The following is a 24,154-nucleotide window of genomic DNA, read 5'->3' on the forward strand; positions in this document are numbered from 1 at the left end:
GGAAACTGCCGATATTTTGGCCGATCCGCCTAAAAAATACAACACTAGGTTGCTATCGTATTTTTATCTCTCAAAAGGCGAGCGCGCCGGCACACGCCTTTGCGCCGCGCCGATCCAAGAATTCGGTAAAGCCTTCAGAAGATCGCTGGTCGGGAACGGAACCGGACGCGCCCTGCGCGCGTCGACGGCTGCAGATGTTCCGGAAAAGGGCGCGCGCTCTATCGCCCGATCGGACACAGTCCAATGCAGCACGCGAGATGCCCCGCGCGCCCTTTGTTCGGGGTCTTGGCTCTCAGCGCCAGCCGAGAGCCGGGGCGACGTGGGTCAGGATCGCCTCGATGACATGGGCATTGTATTCGACACCCAACTGGTTCGGCACCGTCAGAAGCAGGGTGTCGGCCTCCTTGATGGCCTCGTCGCTTGCCAATTCGCGGGCAAGCACATCGGGCTCGGCGGCGTAACTTCGGCCGAAGATGGCGCGCGTCTGGTCGTCGATGAACCCGATTGAATCCTCACCCTGATTGCTTCGGCCGAAATAGGCCCGGTCGCGGTCGTCCATCAGGGCGAAGATGCTGCGGCTTACCGAAATGCGCGGTTCCCGCTCATGGCCGGCCGCCTTCCAGGCCTCGCGATAGGCTCGGATCTGGTCGGCCTGCTGCACGTGGAAGGGGAGGCCTGTTTCGTCGTTCTTGAGCGTGGAACTCTGGAGGTTCATGCCCAACCTCGCCGCCCACACCGCCGTGGCGTTCGAACTGGCACCCCACCAGATGCGTTCGCGCAAACCCTCGGAATAGGGCTCGACGCGCAGTAACCCTGGAGGGTTGGGAAACATCGGGCGCGGATTGGGCTGCGCGAATCCTTCGCCACGCAACATGTCGAGGAATCTTTCGGCATGGTCGCGGGCCATGTCCGCTTCCGTTTGCCCTTCGGCCGGTACGTAGCCGAAATGCCGCCAGCCATCGATGACCTGTTCCGGCGACCCACGGCTGATGCCGAGTTGCAGCCGCCCGCCGGCGATCAGATCCGCCGCGCCGGCATCTTCGGCCATGTAGAGCGGGTTCTCGTAGCGCATATCGATGACGGCAGTGCCGATGTCGATGCGTTTCGTCCGGGCGCCGACGGCCGCAAGCAGCGGGAAGGGCGAGGCAAGCTGCCGGGCGAAATGATGCACCCGGAAATACGCGCCATCCGCTCCCAGTTCCTCGGCCGCAATCGCAAGATCGAGGGATTGCAGAAGCGCATCGCCCGCCGAGCGGGTCTGGGAATGGGGCGAGGGATTCCAGTGTCCGAAAGACAGAAAACCGATCTTCTTCATGGGCCTGCCGCGCAGAAATATGATCCGTGAAGAATACGCGCGATGGCGAAGAAAGGTCGATCTTCCTTGCACGGGCGTTTGTGCATGGATGCCCGTGACGCGGCCGCGATCGCCTGTGAGCCGGAGAGCTAACGGCCCGAGGCGAGAAGGAAATGACGATTTCGAAGGATTGTGTTGGCTGGGGGACCTGGATTCGAACCAGGATTAACGGAGTCAGAGTCCGCGGTTCTACCGTTGAACTATCCCCCAACAGGCTGCCTGCAGGAGCGGGCCGCCGATCGGTGCGAGGGACATAGCCGCCCGTTTCACGCTTTGCAAGTGCCACATTGCGGATCGCAAGGGAAAACCGGCCGCTGAAACCCACGTCGAAAAATATGCCGGATGGCGCGCAGGGCCTCCCGGTGCGGGACGTTAATGTGCTGTCACCGAATGCGTGGGAACAAGGTTCGGTGATTGCTGCGGGGCGCCATTGCTCTGTGCCCGCGGTTCATTCAGATTGATATGGCTAGGCAGGACCCTTGCATGCGCAAGTCTTTCATCGCTCTCACGGCCCTTCTTCTGGCAGGTGCGGGCGGCTATGCGGCCATGCGCTGGCAGGACCGGGCCCCCATGTCCGGCCAGGTCGCTGCGCAGGCCAACGCCGCCCCCGCAACGGAATCCTCACGACGCCCGTCCCCGGTTGAGGTCGCGACATCGAAGAGCGTGCCTGCGGTCGCGGAATTCCTCTCGGTCGGCACTCTGACATCCGACGAATCCGTCAGCGTTGCCGCCGAGGTCGCGGGCAGGGTGGCCGCGCTTCAGTTCCAGGAAGGCCAGACGGTGAAGGCCGGCGATGTCTTGGTGAAGCTCGATGACGCGCTCGCTCGCGCCGAGGTCACCGAAGCCGAGGCAGGCCAGGTTCTGGCGCAGGCCAATTTCCAACGCGCCTCCACGCTCTCGCGCTCGGGCGCCGGCACGACCCGGGCATTGGATGAAGCGAAGGCTGCATTGGCGACATCGGCCGCCACGATCGAACTCGCGAAAGTTCGTCTGGAAAAGACAGAGATCCGCGCCCCGTTCGACGGCGTTGTCGGCCTGCGTGCTGTCTCGCCGGGAGCTTATGCCCAGATCGGACAGGCCCTGGTCAATCTCGAAAAGATCGACGCTCTGAAGCTCGATTTTCGCCTGCCCGAGATCAATCTTCGCGACGTATCCGTCGGCATGAAGGTCGAGATAACGGCCGACGCCTTTCCCGGTGAAACCTTCGAGGGATCGATCTACGCCATCGATCCCCAGGTCGACGTGAACGGCCGGGCAATCCGCATACGGGCGCGCGTTGCCAATGAGGATGGACGTCTGCGTCCGGGCCTGTTTGCCCGCGTGAAGGTGCGCGGCGCGGCGCGCGGCGACGTTGTGACGATACCGGAAGGCGCGGTGGTGCCGCGCGGCAACGAGACGATCGTCTACATGATCCAGGGCGGCAAGGCTGAAGAGGCGCGCGTCACGTTGGGGCGCCGCTGGGCCGGCTCCGTCGAGATCCTGGAGGGGCTAAAACCCGAGATCATGGTCGTGACGGCCGGGCAGGCACGTTTGAAAAACGGCGCCTCCGTTGAGGTCATCGACACCGCAGGTCCTGTCTGACCATGGGTATCTCGGAGCTCTGCATTCGCCGTCCCGTCTTCGCGACGGTGATGAGCCTGTTCCTGCTGCTGATCGGCGTGGTGGCCTATGACCGGCTGACGGTGCGTGAATATCCCAATATCGACGAACCGGTCGTCTCCGTGCAGACGACGTATACCGGCGCCTCCGCCGAGATCGTCGAGACCCAGGTCACGCAGGTGCTGGAGGGCTCGATCGCAGGCATTGCCGGCATCGACACCATCGAATCGCAGAGCCGTTCCGAAACCAGCCGCATCACCATCCGCTTCCATCTCGACGTCGATCCCGATGTCGCGGCAAGCGACGTGCGCGATCGCGTATCGCGCGTTCGCCGCCGCCTGCCGGACGAAGTCGATGAGCCGACGGTGTCGAAGGTCGAGGCGGATGCGCAGCCCGTTCTGTTCATGTCCTTCACCAGCGATCGCATGTCGCCGCTGGAAATTTCGGATTATGTCAGCCGCTATGTCGTGGATCGCCTCAAGAACCTGACGGGCGTGGCCGATGTCCAGATCTATGGCGAGCGTCTCTACGCCATGCGGATCTGGGTGGATCGTGATCGGCTCGCCGCCTACGATCTGACGGTACAGGACGTCGAGGCCGCGCTCTCGGCACAGAATGTGGAGATACCCTCCGGCCGCATCGAAAGCTCGGACCGGGAATTCAACGTGCTCTCGCGCACGGGTCTGGTCACGCCGCAGCAATTCGAGGACATCGTCGTCAAGCTGGCGGATGGCTATCAGGTGAAGATGCGCGACGTGGCGCGCGTCGAGCTCGGAGCCGCCGATGAGCGGCGATCGAGCAAGCTGAACGGTCAGAACGCGATCACGGTGGGCGTCATCAAACAGGCGACTGCCAACCCGCTGGACGTGTCGAACGCCGCTCAGCAAATGCTGCCGGATCTGAGAAACAGTCTGCCAGAAGGCATGTCCGCGGAAGTTGGTTACGACAGCGCGGTGTTCATCGACCGGTCGATCAAGGCGGTGTTTACCACCATCGCCGAGGCCGTTGTGCTGGTCGTGCTGGTCATATTCTTCTTCCTGCGCTCCATGCGGGCGTCGATCATTCCCGTGGTCACGATCCCGGTCTCGCTCATCACCACGTTCGCGCTGATGTATGCGATGGGCTTCACCATCAACACGCTCACGCTGCTGGCCATGGTGCTGGCCATCGGCTTGGTTGTCGATGACGCCATCGTCGTGCTGGAGAATGTCTATCGCTACGTCGAGGAGGGGATGAAGCCGTTTGAGGCGGCGATGAAGGGCTCACGCGAGATCTTCTTCGCTGTCGTCGCGATGACGATCACTTTGGCGGCGGTTTACGCTCCGATCGCCTTCGCGGAGGGACGCACCGGGCGTCTGTTCCTGGAATTCGCGCTGACGCTGGCCGGCGCGGTGCTGATCTCGGGCTTCGTGGCGGTGACCTTGACGCCCATGATGTGTTCCAAGCTGCTCAAGCATCAGGACAGCCATGGCCGCGTCTACATGCTGTTGGAACGCTTCTTCGAGGGCATGACGAACGGCTACCGGCGTCTTCTGCGCGGCGCGCTCTCCATGCGGTTCGTGGTTATCCTCTTCGGTGTCATCGTCGCGGGCGCCAGCGGCTATTTCTTCACTCAATTGTCGTCGGAGACGGCGCCGGTGGAGGATCGCGGTGTTCTCCGGGTGTTCGGCCGGGGCCCGGAAGGCGCCACGATCGGATACACCACGCGCTATGCCGATCAGGCCGGAAAGATCCTTGCCGGAATTCCCGAGGCACGTTTCTACACGATCAATTCCGGCTCGCCGGAGGTGACGAACATGTTCGGCATCTTCCTGCTGAAGGACTGGGAAGAGCGCACTCGCAAGCAGCAGGAGATCCGGGAAGAGGTTCAAGGCGATTTGAGGTCGATCGTGGGCATGGACGCCTTCGCCACCAATCCGCCCTCTCTGGGCGGGGGCGGTGGGCTGGGCGGCAAGCCGGTCAATTTCGTCGTTCAGAGTTCCGGCACCTATGAGGACCTGCGCGAAATCGCGGATCGCCTGGTGGAGGCGCTGTCAGGTTCGGCCTTGCTTGAAAACGTCGAGAGCGACCTCGTACTCAACAAGCCGGAGCTGCAATTGTCCATCGACCGCCAGAAGGTGGCCGATCTCGGTATCGACGTGTCGACGGCCGGGCGCACGCTCGAATCTCTGCTCGGCGGTCGTCAGGTGACGCGCTTCGAGCGGGATGGCGAGCAATATGACGTCATCGTCCAGCTGGCCGCGGAGGACAGGGCATCGCCACAGACCTTGTCCACCATCTATCTGCGCTCATCGAAGGGCGAGATGATCCAGCTGTCGAACATCGTGCAGGTGCGCGAATCGCTGGCTCCCCGTGAACTGCGGCGCTTCAATCAGCTTCGCGCGGCCACGATCTCCGCAAATCTGGCGCCGGGGGTCACTTTGGGCGATGCGCTGGCCGAGGTGGAGGCCCAGGCCTCGAATGTGCTCCCCGCGACCGTCCAGAAGGATTATTCCGGTCAGAGCCGCGAATTCCTGCAATCGAACCAGAGTATCATCCTCGTGTTCGTGCTGGCGATCCTGTTCATCTATCTGGTGCTCGCCGCGCAATTCGAGAGCTTTGTCGATCCCTTCATCATTCTGCTCACGGTGCCGCTGTCTCTTACGGGCGCTCTGGCTGCGCTTTATTTCGCAGGCGGCACACTCAACATCTTTTCCCAGATCGGGCTGGTGACATTGGTCGGGCTGATTACGAAGCACGGTATCCTGATCGTCGAATTCGCCAATCAACAACAGGAAATGGGCCGCGAGCGCATTGAGGCGGTCGTGGAGGCTGCGGCGCTGCGCCTGCGTCCTATCCTGATGACGACGGGCGCCATGGTTCTCGGTGCGATCCCGCTCGCGCTGGCCTCGGGCGCCGGTGCGGAAAGCCGGCAGCAGATCGGATGGGTTATTGTCGGCGGCGTGTCGCTCGGAACGATTCTGACGCTTCTCATCGTGCCCGTCGCGTATTCCTTCCTCGGGAAGCGGCATGAGGTCTCCACGCCCGTGGATAGTCTGGCGGCACAACCGGCCGAATAGTCGAGCTCTGGAAGTTACTTGCCTAGTAAATGTGCGAACAGCCCAGGTTTTCGACACCCAAGACTTGGGCAGGGCCCGCCCTGCGTGTCTCTTCAGACACACTCTCCAGCAATGCGGTCGCTGAACACCCTAAACCCGCTCGCAGCGGTTGCGGTGCAGGGGGCACTTCGTTGATGATTCCTTACGACTAAGGTCGCCCCGATGCCGAAAGGCGTGGGGATTGGGGGGGAAGGCGGGCCTGGGTGCAGGTGAACCGGTTCCCTGAGGGTCTCGAAACTTTGGAGAACACACATGAAGACGGTGAAAACCCTTCTTCTCGGTACCGCCGCTGGCTTGGCAGCTTTTACGGGGGCACAGGCTGCCGACCTCCCGCTGGCGGAACCGGTTGAGTACGTGAAGGTCTGCTCCACCTATGGTGAGGGCTTCTTCTACATTCCCGGCACCGACACCTGCCTGCAGATTTCCGGTTACGTCCGCTTCGACATGCTGGGCCGCGTCAACGGCGATGACGATGACGACGATTTCGCCGGCGGTCCGGGCGCTGACAGCTTTGCCACCAACGCCCGTGGCACGATCGCTGCGGACGCGCGCTCGGAAACCGAATGGGGCACCCTGCGCTCGTACATCGAGTTCGAGGGCAATTCCTCGTCCGGCGCTTACCCGAACGGCGACAACGAGCTTCACATCGAAGCCGCCTTCGTTCAGTTCGCCGGCATCACGGCCGGTAAGGCTTCCTCGTTCTTCGACTTCGTGAACGCGGCGACCATTTCCGACTTCTTCTCGGCCGAGCAGGTCAACACCCTGGCCTACACTGCCACGTTCGGTTCCGGCTTCGCCGCAACCATCGGCATCGAAGATAAGTACTTCCGTGCGGTTCCGTTCGATACCGACCTCGATCAGACCTACCCGAACGTCATCGCTGCGGTGCGCGTCGATCAGGCCTGGGGTTCGGCCCAGATCTCCGGCGCGATTCAGGACAATGAGGGCGACGTTCTCGATGGATTTGTGGACGACGAAATCGGCTGGGCCGTTCAGGCCGGCGTGAAGATCAACCTGCCGACCGCCAATTCGGGCAGCTATGTCTGGGCCCAGGGCGCTTACTCGGAAGGCGCGATCTCGTATGCCGGCGCTGAGGATGTGTTCGGCAACGGCTTCGACTTCGATTTCACGGGCGTGTTCGACACCAGTTCCGCTGGTGAAGCGACCGAGATGTGGCAGGTCGGCGGCGGCATCACCTTCCAGGCAACCGCGAAGGTTGCTCTGACGGGTGCGGTTACCTACAGCAGCGTCGATCAGGGCGTCGATGGCGGCTTTGATTACCTGCACGCTGAAGCCAACGTGTTCTACACCCCGGTCAAGAACCTCGATCTCGGCCTGGCCGTGATCTACGGCTCGGTTCTCGAGAGCGACGGACCCGGCGACGTCATCCTTGTCGAAGAGCAGGACGACCTGATGTTCGCCGGTCGTATCCAGCGCAGCTTCTGATCATCTGATGAGCCCGGTTCGCCGGGCTCATACCTCCCAAAAGATAAGGCCCCGGTGAAACCACCGGGGCCTTATCTTTCACAAGGATAGCAAACCTAGATCCGGGATCTAGCCCCGCCCGCGCCGGAGATCCGCTTCGATGTTCTGCGGCGCACGCACGTTGAAGCGCGAACGATAGACCTGCACATTCTCCATCACCCGCTGCACGTAATTGCGCGTCTCGGTGAACGGAATGCGCTCCACCCAATCGATGGGATCGACCGAGGCATTGCGCGGGTCGCCATAGCGCTGAACCCATTCGCGCACCCGTCCGGGGCCCGCATTATAGGCCACGAAGGTGAGGATGTAGGAGCCATCATAATTGTTGGCGAGTTCGCCGAGATGGGCGGCGCCGAGCGTGGCGTTGAACGTCGGGTCGTTCAGCTTGGCCGTGTCGAACGGCATGCCCACCTTGCCGGCTGTGCGCTTGGCCGTTTCCGGCAGCATCTGCAGGAGGCCGCGCGCGCCGGCGCCGGAGCGGGCGGTGGGATGGAATGCGCTTTCCTGGCGAGCGATGGCATGGACCACCGCCGGTTCGATTGCCGGACCCACGGGCTTGAATTTCGGCACGCCATTGGTCGGCCAGGAAGCCGCCTCCAGCGGAAAACCGTTCGAGACGCCGGCCTTGCCCACGATCAGCAGGCCGCGCGGATCGCGGTTGCGGTCCGCAAGCTCCGCCAGAAGCGCCAGGCTGTCGGCATCGCGCAACCGCTCGGCGGTATCGGCGAACAACGGGATCGTCTTTTCCTTGGCGTCCACCGAATAGAGCAGGCGGATGGCCTTCGCGATCGAGGTCCGTTCGAACGACGCTCGTGCGGACGTGGAAGGCTTGACGGTCTGAACCGGCACGGCGCCGCCACCGAGGCGGGCCTTGGCCAATTGACCGTAATAGGTCGAGCCATAGGCCGAGGCCGAAGCATAATAGGATTGCGCGGCCGCACGATTGCCCGAAGCTTCTTCGGTGCGGCCCAGCCAGTAATCCCCGCGCGAGCGCGTGAGCGGCGTGGACCCGACGCGGGACACCTGCGCAAAATGCTTGCGCGCGGTGGCGGGGTCGTTGAGGAAGCGCAAAGCGATCCAGCCGGCATGGAATTCGCCGTCCGCCACGTCGGCAGGCCGGGTGTTCGCATGGCCGGCGGCGATGCGGTAGGCCATGCGTGCATCGCCCAGATCCAGCATGTCGCGCGCGAGCCAGCGCCGCTTTTCCCACCAGGCCTTGGTGTCGACCAAAGCCGCGGGGTCGCGCGTCACCTGGGTCATGACCTGCGCGGCTTCCTTGTGCTTGTCCTGCCGCAGAAGCCGATCGATCATGGCGTATTGATAGCCGGGATGCTTGCGCGCCGAGGACGGCACGGCGGCGAGCGCCGCATCGACGTCCTTCGTCTTGCGCAGCACGGCCGTGCGGGCTTTCGCGATGGCCTGATACGCCGCGCTCGCGCGGCTGGCATTGCGCTGCGCCGCGCCGACTTCGCGCTGGAAGAAGAAATATTCGGCGCGAGCGGCGTGATCGTCGGCATTCAGCAGGCCGCCGAATTCGGAAAGCACCTTCTTCTCGATATCCGGCGACAGATCCTCGCTGCGCCAGACGGACTTGACCAGCTGAGCCGCCTGCGGGCGCGGCGAGATGCGCGCCAGCGCCAGCTGGCCCATGCCGCTGTCGGGCATGCGATTGCCGAGGAACGCACGGACCGTGCCGGCGTCGATATCCTCGAGATAAAGTGCCTCTTCCGCGCGTCGTGTGGCGAGCGTGCGTGCGGGCCAGTCCGGGTTGTCCCGCAGGAAGGCGGCGATGTTGGAAAAGCCGATCTGGCGTGATGCCGAGCGGATGGTTAGCCAGTCGAACAGGGTCACCGATGCACGGTCACGCAGCCGGCCGCGAATCTCCCGGGCCGCCGACAGCTGCCCCTTATCCAGCAGCGCGATGGCCTGCTTCATCGCGGGAGCATCGGCGCTGATCGAACCCGATGATCCACCGGCCGAGGGACCTACGAGGGAAGTGATAGACCCGGTGGTCTGGGGAGCGGCGAAAGCGTCCGCGCGGAGCGCTGGCGTGGCCGACACCTCCGGCAATGCGGGTGCGATGCCCGACGATGCCGAAGCCCACGGATTCGGCGCGGGGAGGGGAACCCCCTGAGCCGAAGCAAGAGCGGTGGACAGCATCAGGAACGAGAGGCCGGCGACAAGCGGTCTCATGGTCACGCAGGATCTCCGAAAGAGTTGCCCAATTCTTACGCGGTAATCTTTATGAAAAGATAATTGCGATGCCTGCGGCGCTGCACCATGTGTGTGTTCCGCAATGGCGGCGAAACCAAGGCTTGCATATTCATGCCAAGCTGTGGCTTTCCATAAGGTCTTCCGGCGATAGAACAGGCCGTCAGGTTTCACGAGGTTTGGTCATGTCCTTCCGTGCCCCCTTCACGGGCTCTCTTGTCGCCCTTGTGACGCCGTTCAGCGATGGCGCCGTGGATGAGGCCGCCTTTCGGGATCTGGTCAGCTGGCAGATCGAGGAAGGCACGCAGGGCCTCGTTCCGGTCGGCACCACCGGAGAGACGCCGACACTGACGCATGACGAGCATAAATCCGTCATCAGCATGTGCATCGAGGAAACGGCCGGCCGTGTTCCCGTGATCGCGGGCATCGGGTCGAACTCGACGCGCGAGGCGATCGAGATGGGCCGTTTGGCGGAGAAGGCGGGTGCCGACGCCGTTCTCGCGGTCGTGCCCTATTACAACAAGCCGACCCAGGAAGGGCTCTACCAGCACTTCAAGGCGATCAACGATGCCGTCGGCATTCCGATCGTGATCTACAACATCCCGCCGCGCAGCGTCATCGACATGTCGGTCGAGACCATGACGCGTCTCGCGGCCTTGCCGAACATCGTCGGCGTCAAGGATGCGACGGGGAACGTTGCTCGCGTCAGCCTGCAGCGCGCGGCCATGGGCGCGGGCTTCAACCAGCTGTCCGGCGAGGACATGACCGCGCTCGCCTTCAATGCAGCCGGCGGCAATGGCTGCATTTCCGTCAGCGCCAATGTCGCGCCGCGCCTGTGCGCCGAGCTTCAGCGCGCCACGCTGGAAGGCGATTACGCCCGCGCGCTGGAAATTCAGGACCGACTTATTCCGCTTCACAACGCCATCTTCCTTGAGCCTGGCGTCGCTGGCGCCAAGGTCGGCCTGTCCATTCTCGGCCGTATCAAGGACGAGGTGCGCCTGCCGCTCCTGCCGGCCACCGACAAGGCTCGTGAGGCCATGCGCGCCGCCATGATCCATGCAGGGCTGATCGCGGCATGAGCGCAGCCAAGGCGGATCCGAATCGAAAGGTCGTTGCCGACAATCGTCAGGCCCGGTTTCATTACGCGATTGGGGATGTGTTCGAGGCGGGCATCGCGCTCAGCGGCACCGAGGTGAAATCCTTGCGCGTGGGCAAGGCCACGCTCGGTGAATCCTACGCCGGCGAATATGGCGGGGAGCTTTACCTCTACAACGCCTACATTCCCGAATATCTGGCAGCCAACCGCTTCAACCACGAGACGAAACGGCCGCGCAAATTGCTTCTCCATCGCCGTCAGATCGAGAAGCTGGTCGCCGCCGTCCAGAGGGAGGGCATGACGGTCGTCCCGTTGAAGCTTTACTTCAACGACCGTGGCCGGGCGAAAGTCGAGATCGCGCTCGCAAAGGGAAAGAAGCTGCACGACAAGCGCCAGACCGAGAAGGCGCGCGATTGGGGGCGTGAGAAAGCGCGCCTGCTGCGCGACAAGGGTTAGCGCGCGGGCAGATATTCCCGCACGCGGGCGAACACCGCCCGAAACATTTCTTCCGTCAGCCGGCCTGTATTCGTGTTGTAGCGCGAGCAATGATAGCTGTCGAAAAGCCGGATCGCGCCGATCTGGTGTTCGGCTGCGTGCCCGAACACCGTTCTCGGCACTGAAGCGCCCAGCGCGCGCACCACGCTTTCATGGGCGATCCGACCCAGCGCGATGATGGCCTGCGCCGAGCCGAGCTCCGCCATTTCCTCGATCAGAAATTGCCGGCAGGTTGCGATTTCCGCGCCCACCGGCTTGTTCTGCGGCGGCACGCAACGCACCGCGTTGACGATCCGTGCATCTACCAGTTCCAGCCCGTCATCGGGGCGCTCATCGTAGGTTCCGCGCGCAAACCCGAAATCCAGCATCGTGGCATAGAGCAGATCGCCCGCCCAATCCCCGGTAAACGGCCGGCCCGTGCGGTTTGCGCCCTGTAGGCCGGGCGCCAGGCCGATGATGAGGAGGCGCGCATCCCACGGCCCGAAGCCGGGCACGGGCGCGTTGTGCCAGGTGGGCGCTTCGGCACGCCATTTCTCGCGAAACGACACGAGCCGCGGACACAGCGGACAATCGGGGGAAGGTGGAACAAACATCTGTGGATCAGGCGTCGACGTCGCCTTCGGCGGGGCCGCGGATAAAGCGCGGCAGCCGGTCGATCCGCGGCTCGGCCGTCCCACGATCGGCCTGCGGACGCCCTATCTTGCTGGCGAGGTCGGCGAGATCGAGAAACTCGTCGGCCTGGCGGCGCAGGCAATCGGCCGCCATCGAGGGCTGTGTCGTCACCGTGGAAACCACGCTCACGCGCACCGCCTTACGCTGCAGCGCGGCGATCAGGGCCTGGAAGTCACTGTCTCCGGAGAACAGGAACACATGGTCGAGGCGGTCGGCCAGCTCCAGCGCGTCGACGGTCAGCTCGACGTCCATATTGCCCTTGAACTTGCGCCGCCCGGTCACGCAGTCGATGTATTCCTTGGTCGGCTTCGTCACCACGGTGTAGCCGTTGTAGTCGAGCCAATCGACCAGTGGGCGCAGCGAGGAATATTCCTGATCCTCAGCCATCGCCGTATAATAATAGGCACGCACCATGCTGCCATAGGTGCCGAATTCCTTCAGCAGCTTGCGGTAGTCGACATCGAAGCCGAGCGCCTTGGCCGTGGAATAGAAATTGGCGCCGTCGATGAAGAGGGCAATGCGCGGCATCTGGTTCATCATAGCCATCTAGTTTCGCAGATCCGCCAGGTCGAGACCAGACATCCGGAGGGCGGCACAGGCGAGGCGATCCGGCCGGGACTCTGAAGGGCCACTTCGCACGCGAGCGCGGCCGATTAGATGGAAGCGCGAGGAGCGCGAAGTCAAGGCAGCCTTGAACCCGGACGGCATGAAGAGTATGTGAAACGCCAAGCTCCCACATTTCTTTTCGCAGGAGAGGCCGCCCATGGCCCGCGTCACCGTCGAAGATTGCATCGACAAGGTCGATAACCGTTTCGAGCTGGTTCTGCTCGCAGGCCACCGCGCCCGTCTCATCGCCGGCGGCCAGCAGCTGCTCGTCGACCGTGACAACGACAAGAATCCCGTCGTCGCGCTGCGCGAGATCGCGGACGAGGCCATCAAGGCCGACGACCTGAAGGAAGACCTGATCCATTCGCTGCAGAAGCATGTCGAGGTGGATGAGCCGGAGCCGGAATCGGTGCCGCTGCTGACCAGCGATGGCAACGAGGGGGACATCGCGTTCGACCGCATGACGGAAGAGGATCTTCTGCGCGGTCTCGAAGGCCTTGCTCCGCCGGTCGATACCACCGAGGACGAGGGCGAGTAACAGCCCGCTTTTCTGCAACGAAAGATATCCAACGCCGCGCGGTCTCGCGCGGCGTTTCTTCTTGCCGAAACCATGGGGCCGCCCCCATATACCGCCGGGGATGAAGCGGCACTGGCGCCGCTGGTTCAGGCATGATCCGTCAATACGAGCTTGTTGATCGCGTCCGGAAGTACAATCCGCACACGGACGAAGCACTGCTGAATCGCGCTTACGTCTACGCGATGCAGGCGCACGGCGATCAGAAGCGCGCTTCCGGCGATCCCTACTTCTCCCATCCGCTCGAAGTGGCGGCGATCCTCACGGAATTCCGGCTGGACGACGCCTCCATCGTGGCGGCCCTGCTGCACGACACGATCGAAGACACCAGCGCCACCAAGGAGGAGGTCGACCGCCTGTTCGGCCCGAAGATCGGCGCTTTGGTGGAGGGGCTCACCAAGCTCAAGAAGCTCGACCTCGTATCGAAGCAGGCGGCGCAGGCGGAAAATCTGCGCAAGCTCCTGCTCGCGATCTCCGAGGATGTGCGCGTCCTCATGGTCAAGCTGGCCGACCGGCTGCACAATATGCGCACGTTGCATTACGTGCCGGAAGCCAAGCGCGCCCGCATCTCCGAGGAGACGCTCGACATCTATGCGCCGCTCGCGGGCCGCATGGGCATGCAGGAAATGCGCGAGGAGCTGGAGGAGTTGGCGTTCCGCCATCTGTTTCCCGAGGCGCACAAGACCATCGTGGACCGGCTGCACACGCTGCGCGAGAGGTCCAGCGATCTCATCCTCAAGATCGAGAGCGATCTCGTCCGCAAGCTCGCCGAGAACGATATCCCGGCCCAGATCAAAGGGCGTGAGAAGCGACCCTATTCCATCTGGAGCAAGATGGAGCGCAAGGCGCTGGCCTTCGAGCAATTGTCCGACATCTACGCCTTCCGCGTGCTGGTGCCGAACATGGCCGATTGCTACCGCGCGCTGGGTGTTGTCCACACCACGTGGCCAATGGTGCCGGGCCGCTTCAAGGATTACGTGTCGACCCCGAAGCAAAACGATTACCGTTCGCTGCACACCACGGTGATCGGACCCGGCCACCAGCGCGTCGAACTCCAGATCCGCACCTCGGACATGGATCAGGTCGCCGAATACGGCATCGCCGCGCATCCCCTCTACAAGGATGGCGCAAGCGAGGAGGAGCGCGGCAAGCTCACCCGCGACAGCCGCGCCTATGAATGGCTGCGGCGCACCATCGAGATGGTGGCGGAAGGCGACAGCCCCGAAGAATTTCTCGAGCACACCAAGCTCGAACTCTTTCAGGATCAGGTGTTCTGCTTCACCCCGAAGGGCCGCCTCATTGCCATGCCGCGCGGCGCGACACCGATCGATTTCGCCTACGAGGTGCACACCAAGGTCGGCAATTCCTGCGTCGGCTGCAAGATCAACGGCCGTACCGCGCCGCTCGTCTCGGAGCTTCAGAACGGTGACGAGGTCGAGATCATCCGGGCCGAAACGCAGCAGCCGCCGGCAGCCTGGGAATCGCTCGTGCGCACCGGCAAGGCGCGTGCCGCTATCCGCCGTGCTACCCGCGAAGCCGTGCGCTCGCAATTCGCCGGCCTGGGCCGTCAGATCGTGGAGCGGGCATTCGCGCGTGCCGACAAGAATGTTTCGGACGAACTTCTGAAGGGCGCTTTGCCCCGTCTTGCTCGTCATTCCGTCGAAGAGGTCATGGCGGAGGTCGGACGCGGCGAAATCCTGGCCAACGACGTCGTCCGCGCGGTCTATCCGGAGGTGAAGCCGGATCGTCTGGCCGTGCGCGGCAAGGTGTCGGGCGGACAGGCACTCAAGCATGGCGCCACCTTGCGCATGATCGAGCCCGGCGCGATCAATGGCATCGAAGGGCCGATGCTGCCCATCCGCGGCGTGCGCTCGGATCTGGCCGTTCATTTTGCGCCGGATGGAGGCGCGGTCCCGGGAGATCGCATCGTCGGCATCGTCACGCCGGGGCAGGGCGTCACGATCTACCCGATCCAGTCGCCGGTGCTCGCAGATTTCGAGAACGAGACCGATCGCTGGCTCGACGTCCGCTGGGACATGGACAACGCCGCGATCCTGCGCTTTCCGGCGCGTCTCAAGGTCACCTGCATGAACGAGCCGGGATCGCTCGCCCACATCACGGGCACGATCGCCGAGCACGATGGCAATATCGACAACATCTCCCTTGTTGCGCCATCCTCCGATTTTCACGAGGTCACGATCGACCTCGGTGTCCACGATCTCAAACATCTGATGGACATCATTCGCGATCTGAAGCGCTCGGACGTCATCAACAGCGTCGAGCGGATCAACGGATGATCGCGCCGCCCCGCAGGCAGACAGAAAGGCAGACGATGACCCAGGACGAGGTGATGCAGAACTTCCGTGATGCGGGGGCGCTTCTGGAAGGGCATTTCGTTCTCTCTTCGGGGCTGCACAGCCCGGTCTTCCTGCAGAAGATGTTCATCTTCCAGGACCCAGCGCGCACCGAAACCCTGTGCCGCGCCCTTGCCGGGAAGATCGAGGCGGCGTTCGGCAAGATCGACTATGTCGTGTCCCCGGCCGTGGGCGGCATCGTGCCGGGGTATGAGACGGCCCGCCATCTCGGTGCGATGGCCGTGTTCGTGGAGCGTGAGGAGGGCACCTTCCGCCTGCGCCGCGGCTTCCAGATCCCCGATGGCGCGCGGACCATCATGGTGGAAGACATCATCACCACCGGCCTGTCGTCGCGCGAGTGCCTGGCCTCGATCGCGGATACCGGGGCCGACATCGTCGGCGCGGCCTGCCTGATCGACCGCTCGGCGGGCAATGCCAATCTCGGCGTTCCACTGGTGGCGCTTGCAACCCTGGACATCCCGAACTTCGCGCCGGATGCCTTGCCACCCGAACTTGCCGCCATCCCGGCCACGAAGCCCGGATCGCGCAGCCTCAATTCGGCACGGTCATGACTTTGCCATCGGCCCCATCCATAGGCCTCGAATGAACTTCCGGCGGCGCGCTCCCAAGCCCATCTCCCAGCGTATGCAGGACCTTGTCTGGCCGCGCATGGGCTGGCGGCGCGCGCTGCGCTATCGCGGCCTGCAACTGACGCGTCTGTCCGGTTCGCCGCACGCTGTCGCAGCCGGCGCAGCCGCCGGTATCTTTGCCGCCTTCAGCCCGCTTCTCGGCCTGCATTACCTGATCGCCGCCGGTCTCGCTTTCGTGATGAACGGCAGCATACTCGCGTCGGCTGCGGTCACCACGCTCGCCAATCCTGTCACCTTGCCCCTGTTCTGGGCAGCCTCCTACGAGGTGGGCCATATGCTCATCGGCGGCCAGCAGGGTTTCTCCGCCCGTGAGATATTGGAACAGCACAATTGGCACAGCGTGGAGCCCTTTATTGAGCCGTTGCTGATGGGCAGCGTCGTGCTGGGCCTCATTTTCGGCGTCACGGTCTATGTGCTGGTTCGCTCGCTGGTCGCACGGCATCACTCGACCAAGATGGAACGCATCGCGGTCCGCGCGCAGCAGGCAATCTCGTGATCCGGCTCGGCGTCAACATCGATCATGTCGCCACGCTCCGGAATGCGCGCGGCTGCGATCTGCCCGATCCGCTACGCGCCGCCCGCGCCGCCATCGAGGCGGGCGCCGATGGCATCACGGCCCATCTGCGCGAGGACCGGCGTCACATCCGCGATGCCGACATCGTGCGGCTCCGCGATCTTGAGGCTCCGCTGAATTTCGAAATGGCGGCCACGGAAGAGATGGTTGCGCTCGCCGTCCGGCTGAAGCCGCACGCCTGCTGCCTGGTTCCCGAGCGTCGGGAAGAGCGCACCACCGAAGGCGGGCTCGATATCATCGGCCAGAAAGACGTGCTCAAGCCGGCCATCGCCCGCTTGAGCGATGCGGGCATTCGCGTGTCGCTGTTCATCGAGCCGTCGGAGCCGGTTCTCGAAACCGCGAAACAACTGGGCGCACCCGTTGTCGAGCTGCACACCGGATCATGGTGCGAAGCTCTGGCGCACCGGGATATTGTGGCCGCCGATGCCGAATTCGCGCGGCTCGAAGGCGCCTCCCACTTCGGGCAGGCGATTGGCCTCGAAATTCACGCCGGCCATGGTCTCGATTATGCGAGCGCCGAGACGATTTCCGCCGTCTCGGGCATCGCCGAACTCAATATCGGCCATTTCCTGATCGGCGAGGCGGTGTTCGTCGGCCTCGGCAACGCCATCGCCCGCATGCGGGGTGCCATGGAGCGCGGGCAGGCACGGATGGAGCAGGCGCGATGATCCTGGGCACCGGCTCCGACCTCATCGATATCCGCCGCATCGAGAAAACGCTCGAGCGCTATGGTGACCGCTTCATCCAGCGAATCTTCACGCCCGTCGAGCAGGCACGGTCAAACCGGCGGGCCGAGCGCGCCGCCTCCTACGCCAAGAGATACGCGGCCAAGGAGGCCTGCTCGAAGGCACTCGGCACCGGTTTCCGCAGCGGCACCTTCTGGCGCGACATGGGTGTCGTGAACCTGCCGAGCGGTCGGCCGACGCTCGAACTCACGGGCGGCGCGAAGGAACACCTCGAACGGATGACGCCCCCGGGCCACGAAGCCCGCATCGATCTGACCATCACCGACGAATATCCCCTGGCGCAGGCGTTCGTGATCATCAGCGCAGTGCCGAAGACGGATGGCCGGTTGTGACGGCGCGCGTGAGCGGCTATCAGGGTGCCCGTCCGAAGCGGCATTTCTCCGAAACAGTGAAGACCATGCCGCGGCACGGCACGGCGAGAGGCGAATGAGCGTGGCCACAGAAAAGAACGCGGAGCAGGGCGGGTTTCTCGAAACCCTGCGCGTCATCGCTCACGCCCTCATCATTGCCGTCATCATCCGGACGATCCTGTTCCAGCCTTTCTCGATCCCGTCGGGCTCGATGAAGGACACGCTTCTGGTCGGCGATTATCTGTTCGTGTCGAAGTTCTCCTACGGCTACAGCCGGTTCTCCATCCCGTTCTCGCCCGACATCTTCTCGGGTCGCATCTGGTCGGCCACGCCCGAGCGCGGCGACATCGCGGTCTTCAAGCTGCCGACCGACAATTCGACCGATTACATCAAGCGTGTGATCGGCCTTCCGGGTGATCGCATCCAGATGATCGACGGCGTGCTGCACATCAACGGGCAGGCCGTGCCGAAGGAGCGCATCGACGACTTCGTGGAGCGCGAGCCAGGTGGCCAGACCGTGCGGGTGCCGCGCTATCGCGAGACGCTGCCGAACGGTGTGGTCTATGAGACGCTCGATCTGATCGAGAACGGTTTCTACGACAACACGCCTGTCTATGAAGTGCCGCAGGGCCATTACTTCATGATGGGCGACAACCGCGACAACTCGACCGACAGCCGCGTGCTCTCAGCCGTGGGGTATGTGCCCGAAGAGAACTTCGTGGGTAAGGCGCAATTGCTGTTCTTCTCCGTAGAGGAGGGCGAGCATGCCTGGGCGTTCTGGAAATGGCCGTGGACCATCCGCTGGTCGCGGCTGATGACCTGGCTTTCATGAAGAACCCGCGCGCCGCCGCCCGCGCGGCGCTTGAGCAGCGCCTCGGCCACAGCTTCTCCGATCCCTCGGTCCTGGATCGTGCGCTGACCCATATCAGCGCGGCGAGCACGGAGCGCGCGCGCACCGAAAGCTATCAGCGCCTCGAATTCCTGGGCGACCGCGTGCTCGGGCTCATCGTTGCCGACATGCTCTACGCCACCTTTCCGGACGTACCGGAAGGCGAGCTGTCACGCCGTCTGGCCGAGCTCGTGCGGGCGGAAACCTGCGCCGAGGTGGCCGATGAGTTGGAAATCGGAGCGGCCATCCGCCTCGGTGCCGGCGAGGCCAGCAGCGGCGGTCGCCGCAAACGCGCGCTCCTCGCCGACGTCTGTGAAGCGGTCATCGCGGCCGTCTATCTCGACGGTGGTTTTGCGGCGGCTCGGCCCCTCGTGGAGCGCTATTGGCGCGAACGCATGATGCATCCGCGCCGTCCGCTGCGCGATCCGAAGACGGCTTTGCAGGAATGGGCGCAGGGGCGCGGCCTTCCGATTCCGGTCTATCGCGAGGTCGAGCGCACGGGCCCGGATCATCATCCGCTGTTCCGCGTTGAGGTCTCGATCGGAGGCCATGGCACGGCTCAGGGCGAAGGGCGGCCGAAGCGTGTCGCCGAGCAGAGCGCCGCCAAGGTTTTGCTGGAGCGGGAAGGGGCATGGACGGAAGGCGATGAACATGGATGACGAGGCAGGTTCCGCACCCACCCATTGCGGTTTCGTGGCGCTGATCGGTGCGCCGAACGCCGGCAAGTCGACGCTTCTTAACACTTTGGTCGGCGGCAAGGTCTCCATCGTCACTCACAAGGTTCAGACGACGCGTGCGCTGGTGCGCGGCATCGTGGCGGAAGGCGACAGCCAGCTCATCTTTGTCGACACGCCCGGCATTTTCTCGCCCAAGCGCCGGCTGGACCGCGCAATGGTGTCCACCGCCTGGGGCGGCGCGAAGGAGGCCGATCGGACCGGCCTGTTGATCGATGCCAAGAAAGGCCTCGACGACGAGGTGCGTGGGATCATCGAGCGGCTCGGTCAGCTGAAACGCCCGGTCTTCCTCGTGCTCAACAAGATCGACCTGATGCCGCGCGATCGCCTGCTGAAGCTCGCGCAGGATGCCTCCGAACTGCACCCCTTCGTCCGTGTCTTCATGATCTCGGCGCAGAACGGCGACGGCGTGGGCGATCTGCGCGCCTGGCTTGCGGGCGAAATGCCGGAAGGGCCATGGCTCTATCCGGAAGACCAGATGTCGGACCTGCCCATGCGCATGCTGGCGTCCGAGATCACGCGCGAGAAGATGTTCCTGCGCCTGCACGAGGAATTGCCCTATTCCTCGACGGTGGAAACCGAACTCTGGGAAGTCCGGCCCGATGGGTCGGCCCGCGTCGAGCAGACGATCTATGTCGAGCGCGAAAGCCAGAAGAAGATCGTGATCGGGAAGGGTGGGCAGACCATCAAGGCCATTTCGATGGCGGCGCGGCAGGACATCGCGGATGTGGCCGAACATCCGATACATCTCATCCTGTTTGTGAAGGTGCGTGAAAACTGGTCTGATGATCCCGAGCGCTATCGCGAAATGGGTCTGGAATTCCCGCGCTGAATGCACTGGATCGACGACGGCATCATCCTCTCTGCCCGGCCTCACGGCGAGAGCAGCGTCATCGTCGAATTGCTGACCAAGGCGCACGGCCGCCATCTCGGCCTTGTGCGGGGCGGGCGCTCGCGCAAGCAGCGTCCCACACTTCAGCCCGGCAACCACGTCCGCGCGGAATGGCGGGCCCGTCTCGACGATCATCTCGGGAATTTCGCGCTTGAAGGCGTCAGCCTTCGGGCGGCGAGGCTCATGGAAAGCCGCGCGTCGGTCTTCGGGCTTTCCTGGCTGTCCTCCCTCGCACGTCTCCTGCCCGAGCGGGATCCGCATCCGGCGGTGTTCGAGGCGCTCGGCATCGTGCTCGACAATCTGGCCGAGACGGACATCGGTCCAGCACTTCTCGTCCGGTTCGAACTGGCCATGCTGGCGGAGCTCGGCTTCGGTCTCGATCTGTCGTCCTGCGCCGCCACAGGGCGCACCGACGATCTCGCCTGGGTGTCGCCGAAATCATCGCGTGCCGTCAGTGCGGAGGCGGGCGGCCCCTATGCCGCGAAGCTGCTGCCGTTGCCGGCCTTCCTCGTCGCCTCCGGCCAGAACGCCTATCCCGCGCTGAGCGACATCCTCTCCGGCTTCCGCCTCACCGGCTATTTCCTGGAGCGCGATGTCTACGAGCCGCGCGGCGTGCGCGTGCCGGACGCCAGGGCCGCTTACGTTTCAGCCGTCGGACTTGAATCGCTTTCTGGACAACGCGCCACAAGCGATTGATTCGACTCAATGTCCGGGTTAGCCCATGGGCATGGGTGAAAAGGTGAACACGCCGTCCGGTGGCGACGGCATCGAGGCTGTCGATCTTCGCTCCGCGCTGGAGGAGCGTTATCTCGCCTATGCGCTGTCCACCATCACCCAGCGCGCTCTGCCGGATGCGCGCGATGGCCTGAAGCCGGTTCATCGCCGGCTGCTCTATGCCATGCGGCTCCTGCGGCTCGATCCCGGGCAGGCCTTCAAGAAATCGGCCCGCGTCGTCGGCGACGTCATCGGCAAATACCATCCGCACGGCGACCAATCCGTCTATGACGCTCTCGTCCGCCTCGCCCAGGATTTCGCCCAGCGCTGGCCGTTGATCGAAGGCCAGGGCAATTTCGGCAATGTTGACGGCGATAATCCGGCGGCCATGCGCTACACCGAAGCGCGGCTGACCGAGGTCGCCCGCCTCCTGCTCGATGGGCTTGACGAGGACGCGGTCGATTTCCGCGAGACCTATGACGGCTCCGAGGAGGAGCCGATTGTCCTGCCCGGCGCCTTTCCCAATCTGCTCGCCAACGGCTCTCAGGGCATCGCGGTCGGCATGGCCACCTCGATTCCGCCCCACAACGCGGCGGAATTGCTGGACGCCGCCGTGCATCTCATCGACCATCCGCAGGCGGGCACGGACGACATTCTCCATCTGGTGCCGGGCCCGGATTTTCCGACCGGCGGCATCATCGTGGAACCGCGCGCCGCTATCGGCGATGCCTATCGCACGGGGCGTGGCGGCTTTCGCGTGCGCTCGCGCTGGCACAAGGAAGACACGGGCCGCGGCACCTGGGTCATCGTCGTCACCGAGATCCCGTATCTCGTGCCCAAGAGCCGGCTGATCGAGCAGCTGGCCTCCATGGTCATCGATCGAAAGGTGCCGATCCTCGCCGACATCCGTGACGAGAGCGCCGACGACATCCGCATCGTGCTCGAGCCGCGCGCCCGCACCGTCGATCCCGAGATCCTGATGGAGAGCCTGTTCAAGCTCACCGATCTGGAATCCCGCATCAGCCTCAACATGAACGTGCTGGTGAAGGGGCGCGTGCCGCAGGTTCTCGGCCTTGCGCCTGTTCTGCGCGAATGGCTGGCCCATCGCCGCGACGTGGTGGTGCGCCGCGCCCGGTTCCGCCTGGCGGCCATCGACCGACGGCTGGAGATTCTGGGCGGCCTCCTCATCGCCTTCCTCAATCTGGACGAAGTGATCCGCATCGTCCGCGAGGAGGACGATCCGAAGGCCGAGCTGATCCGCCGCTTCGATCTGACGGACATTCAGGCCGAGGCCATCCTCAACATCCGGCTGCGCGCTCTGGCGAAGCTGGAGGAGATCGCCATCCGCAAGGAACATGGCGAACTCAGCGAGGAGAAGGCCAAGGTCGAGGCGCTGCTCGGTTCCGACGCGCGGCAATGGAGCAAGGTCAAGCGGGAGATCGCGGAGGTCCGCAAGAGCTTCGGTCCGGAGACCGCGCTCGGCAAGCGCAGGTCTGATTTCGCTGAGGCGCCGGACAAGCCCATGGCCGCCTTCACCGAGGCCTTCATCGAGCGCGAGCCGATCACGGTCATCGTCTCCGAAAAAGGCTGGCTCCGCGCGCTCAAGGGCCATGTTCAGGATTTCGCGGGCCTGTCCTTCAAGGCCGACGATCGGCTCCTCACCGCGTTCCAGACCGAGACCACGGCGAAGATCCTCTTGGTCGCCACGAACGGCAAGGTCTTCACGCTCGACGCGTCCAAGCTGCCCGGCGGGCGCGGACAGGGCGATCCCATCCGCCACCACGCCGATTTGGAGGAGGATGCCGAGATCGCCTTCGCGTGGCCTTACGTGCCCGGGCGCAGACGCCTGTTCGTGGCGAGCGATGGCCGCGGTTTCGTGGTGGGCGAAGACGATCTGCTTGCCTCCACCCGCAAGGGCCGCAACGTCCTCAACCTCGATACCAGCGCAAGCGTGAAGGCCGTGCCCCCCGTCGAGGGCGAGATGGTCGCCATCGTCGGCGACAACCGCAAGCTCCTCGTGTTTCCCATCTCCCAGGTTGCGGAATTGTCGCGCGGTCGGGGCGTCCGCCTTCAGAAATACAAGGACGGCGGCGTAGCCGATGCCCGCACCTTCGAGCGCGAGAAGGGCCTGACCTGGCTGGATACGTCCGGCCGGACCTGGACGCTCACTGAGGAAGAATTGCGGGATTGGGCCGGCAATCGTGCGGATGCGGGCCGCCTCGCGCCCAAGGGTTTCCCGCGCACCAATCGCTTCAAGCCGGGCTGATCAGGCGCGTTCCCACCCGCCCGGCATCAGGCGCTCCTGCGGCAGGAAGCGGCTCTTGTAGGCCATCTTCTGCGACCCGTGGATCCAATAGCCGAGATAGATATAGGGCAGCCCCATCGCACGGGCGCGGGCAATGTGGTCGAGGATGATGAAGGTGCCAAGGCTGCGCTGGGCGTCGTCGGTGTCGTAGAACGAATACACCATCGCCAGCCCGTCCGAGAGTACGTCGGTCAGCGCCACGGCAATGAGAGGTCCGCTGCCGCGCCCATTTATTGCGCTATCGGGCCCGCGCCTGCGATATTCCACCAGCTGCGTGCGCACATGGCTCTCTTCGACCATCTGCGAGTAATCGAGCACGCTCATCGACGCCATGCCGCCTTCCGAATGGCGCGCGTCGAGATAGCGCCGGAACAGGGCATATTGCTCGGAATTCGAGGAGGAGGGCTTCATCTCGCCCACGAGATCGCTGTTGGCCTTGCGGATGCGGCGGAAGCCGCGCGTCCAGTCGAACTCGTTGACGAGAACGCGCACCGAAACGCACGCCCGGCACGTCTCGCACGCCGGACGATAGGCGATGGTCTGGCTGCGGCGAAACCCGCCCTGGCTGAGAAGATCGTTCAGGCCGGGCGCATTGTTGCCGACGAGATGGGTGAACACCTTCCGTTCGATCTGCCCGGGAATGTAGGGGCAGGCGGACGGAGCCGTCAGATAGAATTGCGGTGTATCGCGAGGATGCTCGGTCACGGCCCGTTCAGCATTGATTGCACGAACACGATAACACCGTGCCGCCTCACG

At 64.0% G+C, this 24,154-nt stretch carries 21 protein-coding genes and 1 tRNA gene; 16 read left to right on the plus strand and 6 right to left on the minus strand.

Annotation, left to right across the window (positions count from 1 at the left end; genetic code table 11):
* Window positions 1-292: 292 nt before the first annotated feature.
* Window positions 293-1,315 (minus strand): LLM class flavin-dependent oxidoreductase, encoded by a 1,023-nt coding sequence (locus ACQ6S1_RS00580; RefSeq protein ID WP_445039235.1) that lies wholly within the window; start codon window positions 1,313-1,315, stop codon window positions 293-295.
* 175 nt (window positions 1,316-1,490) lie between these two features.
* Window positions 1,491-1,564: transfer RNA gene (locus tag ACQ6S1_RS00585), tRNA-Gln, on the minus strand.
* Window positions 1,565-1,837: 273 nt separating this feature from the next.
* Here ACQ6S1_RS00585 and ACQ6S1_RS00590 point away from each other — a divergent pair.
* The 3 genes from ACQ6S1_RS00590 to ACQ6S1_RS00600 all read left to right on the plus strand — a co-directional run bounded on the left by ACQ6S1_RS00590 (window position 1,838) and on the right by ACQ6S1_RS00600 (window position 7,497).
* The gene (locus tag ACQ6S1_RS00590) at window positions 1,838-2,935 is read left to right on the plus strand and encodes an efflux RND transporter periplasmic adaptor subunit (RefSeq protein WP_445039236.1); all 1,098 of its coding nucleotides are present in this window, start codon (window positions 1,838-1,840) and stop codon (window positions 2,933-2,935) included.
* A gap of 2 nt (window positions 2,936-2,937) precedes the next feature.
* Window positions 2,938-6,012, plus strand: coding sequence for an efflux RND transporter permease subunit (locus tag ACQ6S1_RS00595; RefSeq protein ID WP_445039237.1), 3,075 nt, complete (start codon window positions 2,938-2,940; stop codon window positions 6,010-6,012).
* Window positions 6,013-6,303: 291 nt separating this feature from the next.
* Complete coding sequence (locus ACQ6S1_RS00600; protein ID WP_445039238.1) at window positions 6,304-7,497, plus strand: porin; 1,194 nt, start codon at window positions 6,304-6,306, stop codon at window positions 7,495-7,497.
* A 108-nt stretch (window positions 7,498-7,605) separates the two neighbouring features.
* Here ACQ6S1_RS00600 and ACQ6S1_RS00605 read toward each other — a convergent pair whose 3' ends face one another.
* The gene (locus ACQ6S1_RS00605) at window positions 7,606-9,729 is read right to left on the minus strand and encodes a lytic transglycosylase domain-containing protein (protein ID WP_445040221.1); all 2,124 of its coding nucleotides are present in this window, start codon (window positions 9,727-9,729) and stop codon (window positions 7,606-7,608) included.
* A 203-nt stretch (window positions 9,730-9,932) separates the two neighbouring features.
* Between ACQ6S1_RS00605 and dapA the strand changes: the two genes are divergently transcribed.
* Together dapA and smpB are read left to right on the plus strand one after the other, a co-directional pair.
* A complete protein-coding gene (dapA, locus tag ACQ6S1_RS00610; RefSeq protein ID WP_445039239.1) occupies window positions 9,933-10,826 on the plus strand; it encodes a 4-hydroxy-tetrahydrodipicolinate synthase in 894 nt (297 codons plus the stop codon).
* The gene (gene smpB / locus ACQ6S1_RS00615) at window positions 10,823-11,299 is read left to right on the plus strand and encodes an SsrA-binding protein SmpB (protein WP_445039240.1); all 477 of its coding nucleotides are present in this window, start codon (window positions 10,823-10,825) and stop codon (window positions 11,297-11,299) included. The genes dapA and smpB overlap by 4 nt, the downstream gene beginning before the upstream one ends.
* Here smpB and ACQ6S1_RS00620 read toward each other — a convergent pair.
* Window positions 11,296-11,931, minus strand: coding sequence for a uracil-DNA glycosylase (locus ACQ6S1_RS00620; protein WP_445039241.1), 636 nt, complete (start codon window positions 11,929-11,931; stop codon window positions 11,296-11,298). The two genes, smpB and ACQ6S1_RS00620, sit on opposite strands and share 4 nt — an antisense overlap.
* 7 nt (window positions 11,932-11,938) lie before the next feature.
* Window positions 11,939-12,547, minus strand: a complete 609-nt coding sequence (locus ACQ6S1_RS00625; RefSeq protein WP_445040222.1) for a LabA-like NYN domain-containing protein — start codon at window positions 12,545-12,547, stop codon at window positions 11,939-11,941.
* A 226-nt stretch (window positions 12,548-12,773) separates the two neighbouring features.
* Between ACQ6S1_RS00625 and rpoZ the strand changes: the two genes are divergently transcribed.
* The 11 genes from rpoZ to parC all read left to right on the plus strand — a co-directional run bounded on the left by rpoZ (window position 12,774) and on the right by parC (window position 23,359).
* Entirely contained in the window at window positions 12,774-13,154 is a 381-nt protein-coding gene (gene rpoZ, locus ACQ6S1_RS00630) for a DNA-directed RNA polymerase subunit omega (protein ID WP_445039242.1), read from the plus strand.
* A 131-nt stretch (window positions 13,155-13,285) separates the two neighbouring features.
* A complete protein-coding gene (locus ACQ6S1_RS00635) occupies window positions 13,286-15,487 on the plus strand; it encodes a RelA/SpoT family protein (RefSeq protein ID WP_445039243.1) in 2,202 nt (733 codons plus the stop codon).
* A 35-nt stretch (window positions 15,488-15,522) separates the two neighbouring features.
* Complete coding sequence (pyrE, locus tag ACQ6S1_RS00640) at window positions 15,523-16,116, plus strand: orotate phosphoribosyltransferase (RefSeq protein WP_445039244.1); 594 nt, start codon at window positions 15,523-15,525, stop codon at window positions 16,114-16,116.
* 31 nt (window positions 16,117-16,147) lie between these two features.
* A complete protein-coding gene (locus tag ACQ6S1_RS00645; protein WP_445039245.1) occupies window positions 16,148-16,690 on the plus strand; it encodes a DUF2062 domain-containing protein in 543 nt (180 codons plus the stop codon).
* A complete protein-coding gene (locus ACQ6S1_RS00650) occupies window positions 16,687-17,436 on the plus strand; it encodes a pyridoxine 5'-phosphate synthase (protein WP_445039246.1) in 750 nt (249 codons plus the stop codon). The genes ACQ6S1_RS00645 and ACQ6S1_RS00650 overlap by 4 nt, the downstream gene beginning before the upstream one ends.
* Window positions 17,433-17,846, plus strand: coding sequence for a holo-ACP synthase (acpS, locus tag ACQ6S1_RS00655; RefSeq protein WP_445039247.1), 414 nt, complete (start codon window positions 17,433-17,435; stop codon window positions 17,844-17,846). Before ACQ6S1_RS00650 ends, acpS begins: the two co-directional genes overlap by 4 nt.
* Before the next feature lie 94 nt (window positions 17,847-17,940).
* Window positions 17,941-18,696 carry a signal peptidase I gene (lepB, locus tag ACQ6S1_RS00660; protein ID WP_445039248.1) on the plus strand — a complete coding sequence of 252 codons (756 nt, stop codon included), beginning with the start codon at window positions 17,941-17,943 and terminating at the stop codon, window positions 18,694-18,696.
* Complete coding sequence (gene rnc, locus ACQ6S1_RS00665; protein WP_445039249.1) at window positions 18,648-19,412, plus strand: ribonuclease III; 765 nt, start codon at window positions 18,648-18,650, stop codon at window positions 19,410-19,412. Before lepB ends, rnc begins: the two co-directional genes overlap by 49 nt.
* Window positions 19,399-20,319 carry a GTPase Era gene (gene era, locus ACQ6S1_RS00670; RefSeq protein ID WP_445039250.1) on the plus strand — a complete coding sequence of 307 codons (921 nt, stop codon included), beginning with the start codon at window positions 19,399-19,401 and terminating at the stop codon, window positions 20,317-20,319. Before rnc ends, era begins: the two co-directional genes overlap by 14 nt.
* Entirely contained in the window at window positions 20,320-21,075 is a 756-nt protein-coding gene (gene recO / locus ACQ6S1_RS00675; protein WP_445039251.1) for a DNA repair protein RecO, read from the plus strand.
* Window positions 21,076-21,106: 31 nt separating this feature from the next.
* Window positions 21,107-23,359 carry a DNA topoisomerase IV subunit A gene (gene parC, locus ACQ6S1_RS00680; RefSeq protein ID WP_445040223.1) on the plus strand — a complete coding sequence of 751 codons (2,253 nt, stop codon included), beginning with the start codon at window positions 21,107-21,109 and terminating at the stop codon, window positions 23,357-23,359.
* Here parC and ACQ6S1_RS00685 read toward each other — a convergent pair whose 3' ends face one another.
* Window positions 23,360-24,103: an arginyltransferase gene (locus tag ACQ6S1_RS00685; RefSeq protein WP_445039252.1), complete on the minus strand. Its 744-nt coding sequence runs from the start codon at window positions 24,101-24,103 to the stop codon at window positions 23,360-23,362.
* Window positions 24,104-24,154 lie beyond the last annotated feature (51 nt).

The organism is Terrihabitans aquatilis, assembly GCF_052542005.1.

Coding starts and splice junctions, on each gene's coding strand:
- ACQ6S1_RS00580 (WP_445039235.1), bottom strand. CDS start 1,315: ATGAAGAAGATCGGTTTTCTGTCTTTCGGACACTGGAATCCCTCGCCC.
- ACQ6S1_RS00590 (WP_445039236.1), top strand. CDS start 1,838: ATGCGCAAGTCTTTCATCGCTCTCACGGCCCTTCTTCTGGCAGGTGCG.
- ACQ6S1_RS00595 (WP_445039237.1), top strand. CDS start 2,938: ATGGGTATCTCGGAGCTCTGCATTCGCCGTCCCGTCTTCGCGACGGTG.
- ACQ6S1_RS00600 (WP_445039238.1), top strand. CDS start 6,304: ATGAAGACGGTGAAAACCCTTCTTCTCGGTACCGCCGCTGGCTTGGCA.
- ACQ6S1_RS00605 (WP_445040221.1), bottom strand. CDS start 9,729: ATGAGACCGCTTGTCGCCGGCCTCTCGTTCCTGATGCTGTCCACCGCT.
- dapA (WP_445039239.1), top strand. CDS start 9,933: ATGTCCTTCCGTGCCCCCTTCACGGGCTCTCTTGTCGCCCTTGTGACG.
- smpB (WP_445039240.1), top strand. CDS start 10,823: ATGAGCGCAGCCAAGGCGGATCCGAATCGAAAGGTCGTTGCCGACAAT.
- ACQ6S1_RS00620 (WP_445039241.1), bottom strand. CDS start 11,931: ATGTTTGTTCCACCTTCCCCCGATTGTCCGCTGTGTCCGCGGCTCGTG.
- ACQ6S1_RS00625 (WP_445040222.1), bottom strand. CDS start 12,547: ATGAACCAGATGCCGCGCATTGCCCTCTTCATCGACGGCGCCAATTTC.
- rpoZ (WP_445039242.1), top strand. CDS start 12,774: ATGGCCCGCGTCACCGTCGAAGATTGCATCGACAAGGTCGATAACCGT.
- ACQ6S1_RS00635 (WP_445039243.1), top strand. CDS start 13,286: ATGATCCGTCAATACGAGCTTGTTGATCGCGTCCGGAAGTACAATCCG.
- pyrE (WP_445039244.1), top strand. CDS start 15,523: ATGACCCAGGACGAGGTGATGCAGAACTTCCGTGATGCGGGGGCGCTT.
- ACQ6S1_RS00645 (WP_445039245.1), top strand. CDS start 16,148: ATGAACTTCCGGCGGCGCGCTCCCAAGCCCATCTCCCAGCGTATGCAG.
- acpS (WP_445039247.1), top strand. CDS start 17,433: ATGATCCTGGGCACCGGCTCCGACCTCATCGATATCCGCCGCATCGAG.
- lepB (WP_445039248.1), top strand. CDS start 17,941: ATGAGCGTGGCCACAGAAAAGAACGCGGAGCAGGGCGGGTTTCTCGAA.
- rnc (WP_445039249.1), top strand. CDS start 18,648: ATGGCCGTGGACCATCCGCTGGTCGCGGCTGATGACCTGGCTTTCATG.
- era (WP_445039250.1), top strand. CDS start 19,399: ATGAACATGGATGACGAGGCAGGTTCCGCACCCACCCATTGCGGTTTC.
- recO (WP_445039251.1), top strand. CDS start 20,320: ATGCACTGGATCGACGACGGCATCATCCTCTCTGCCCGGCCTCACGGC.
- parC (WP_445040223.1), top strand. CDS start 21,107: ATGGGTGAAAAGGTGAACACGCCGTCCGGTGGCGACGGCATCGAGGCT.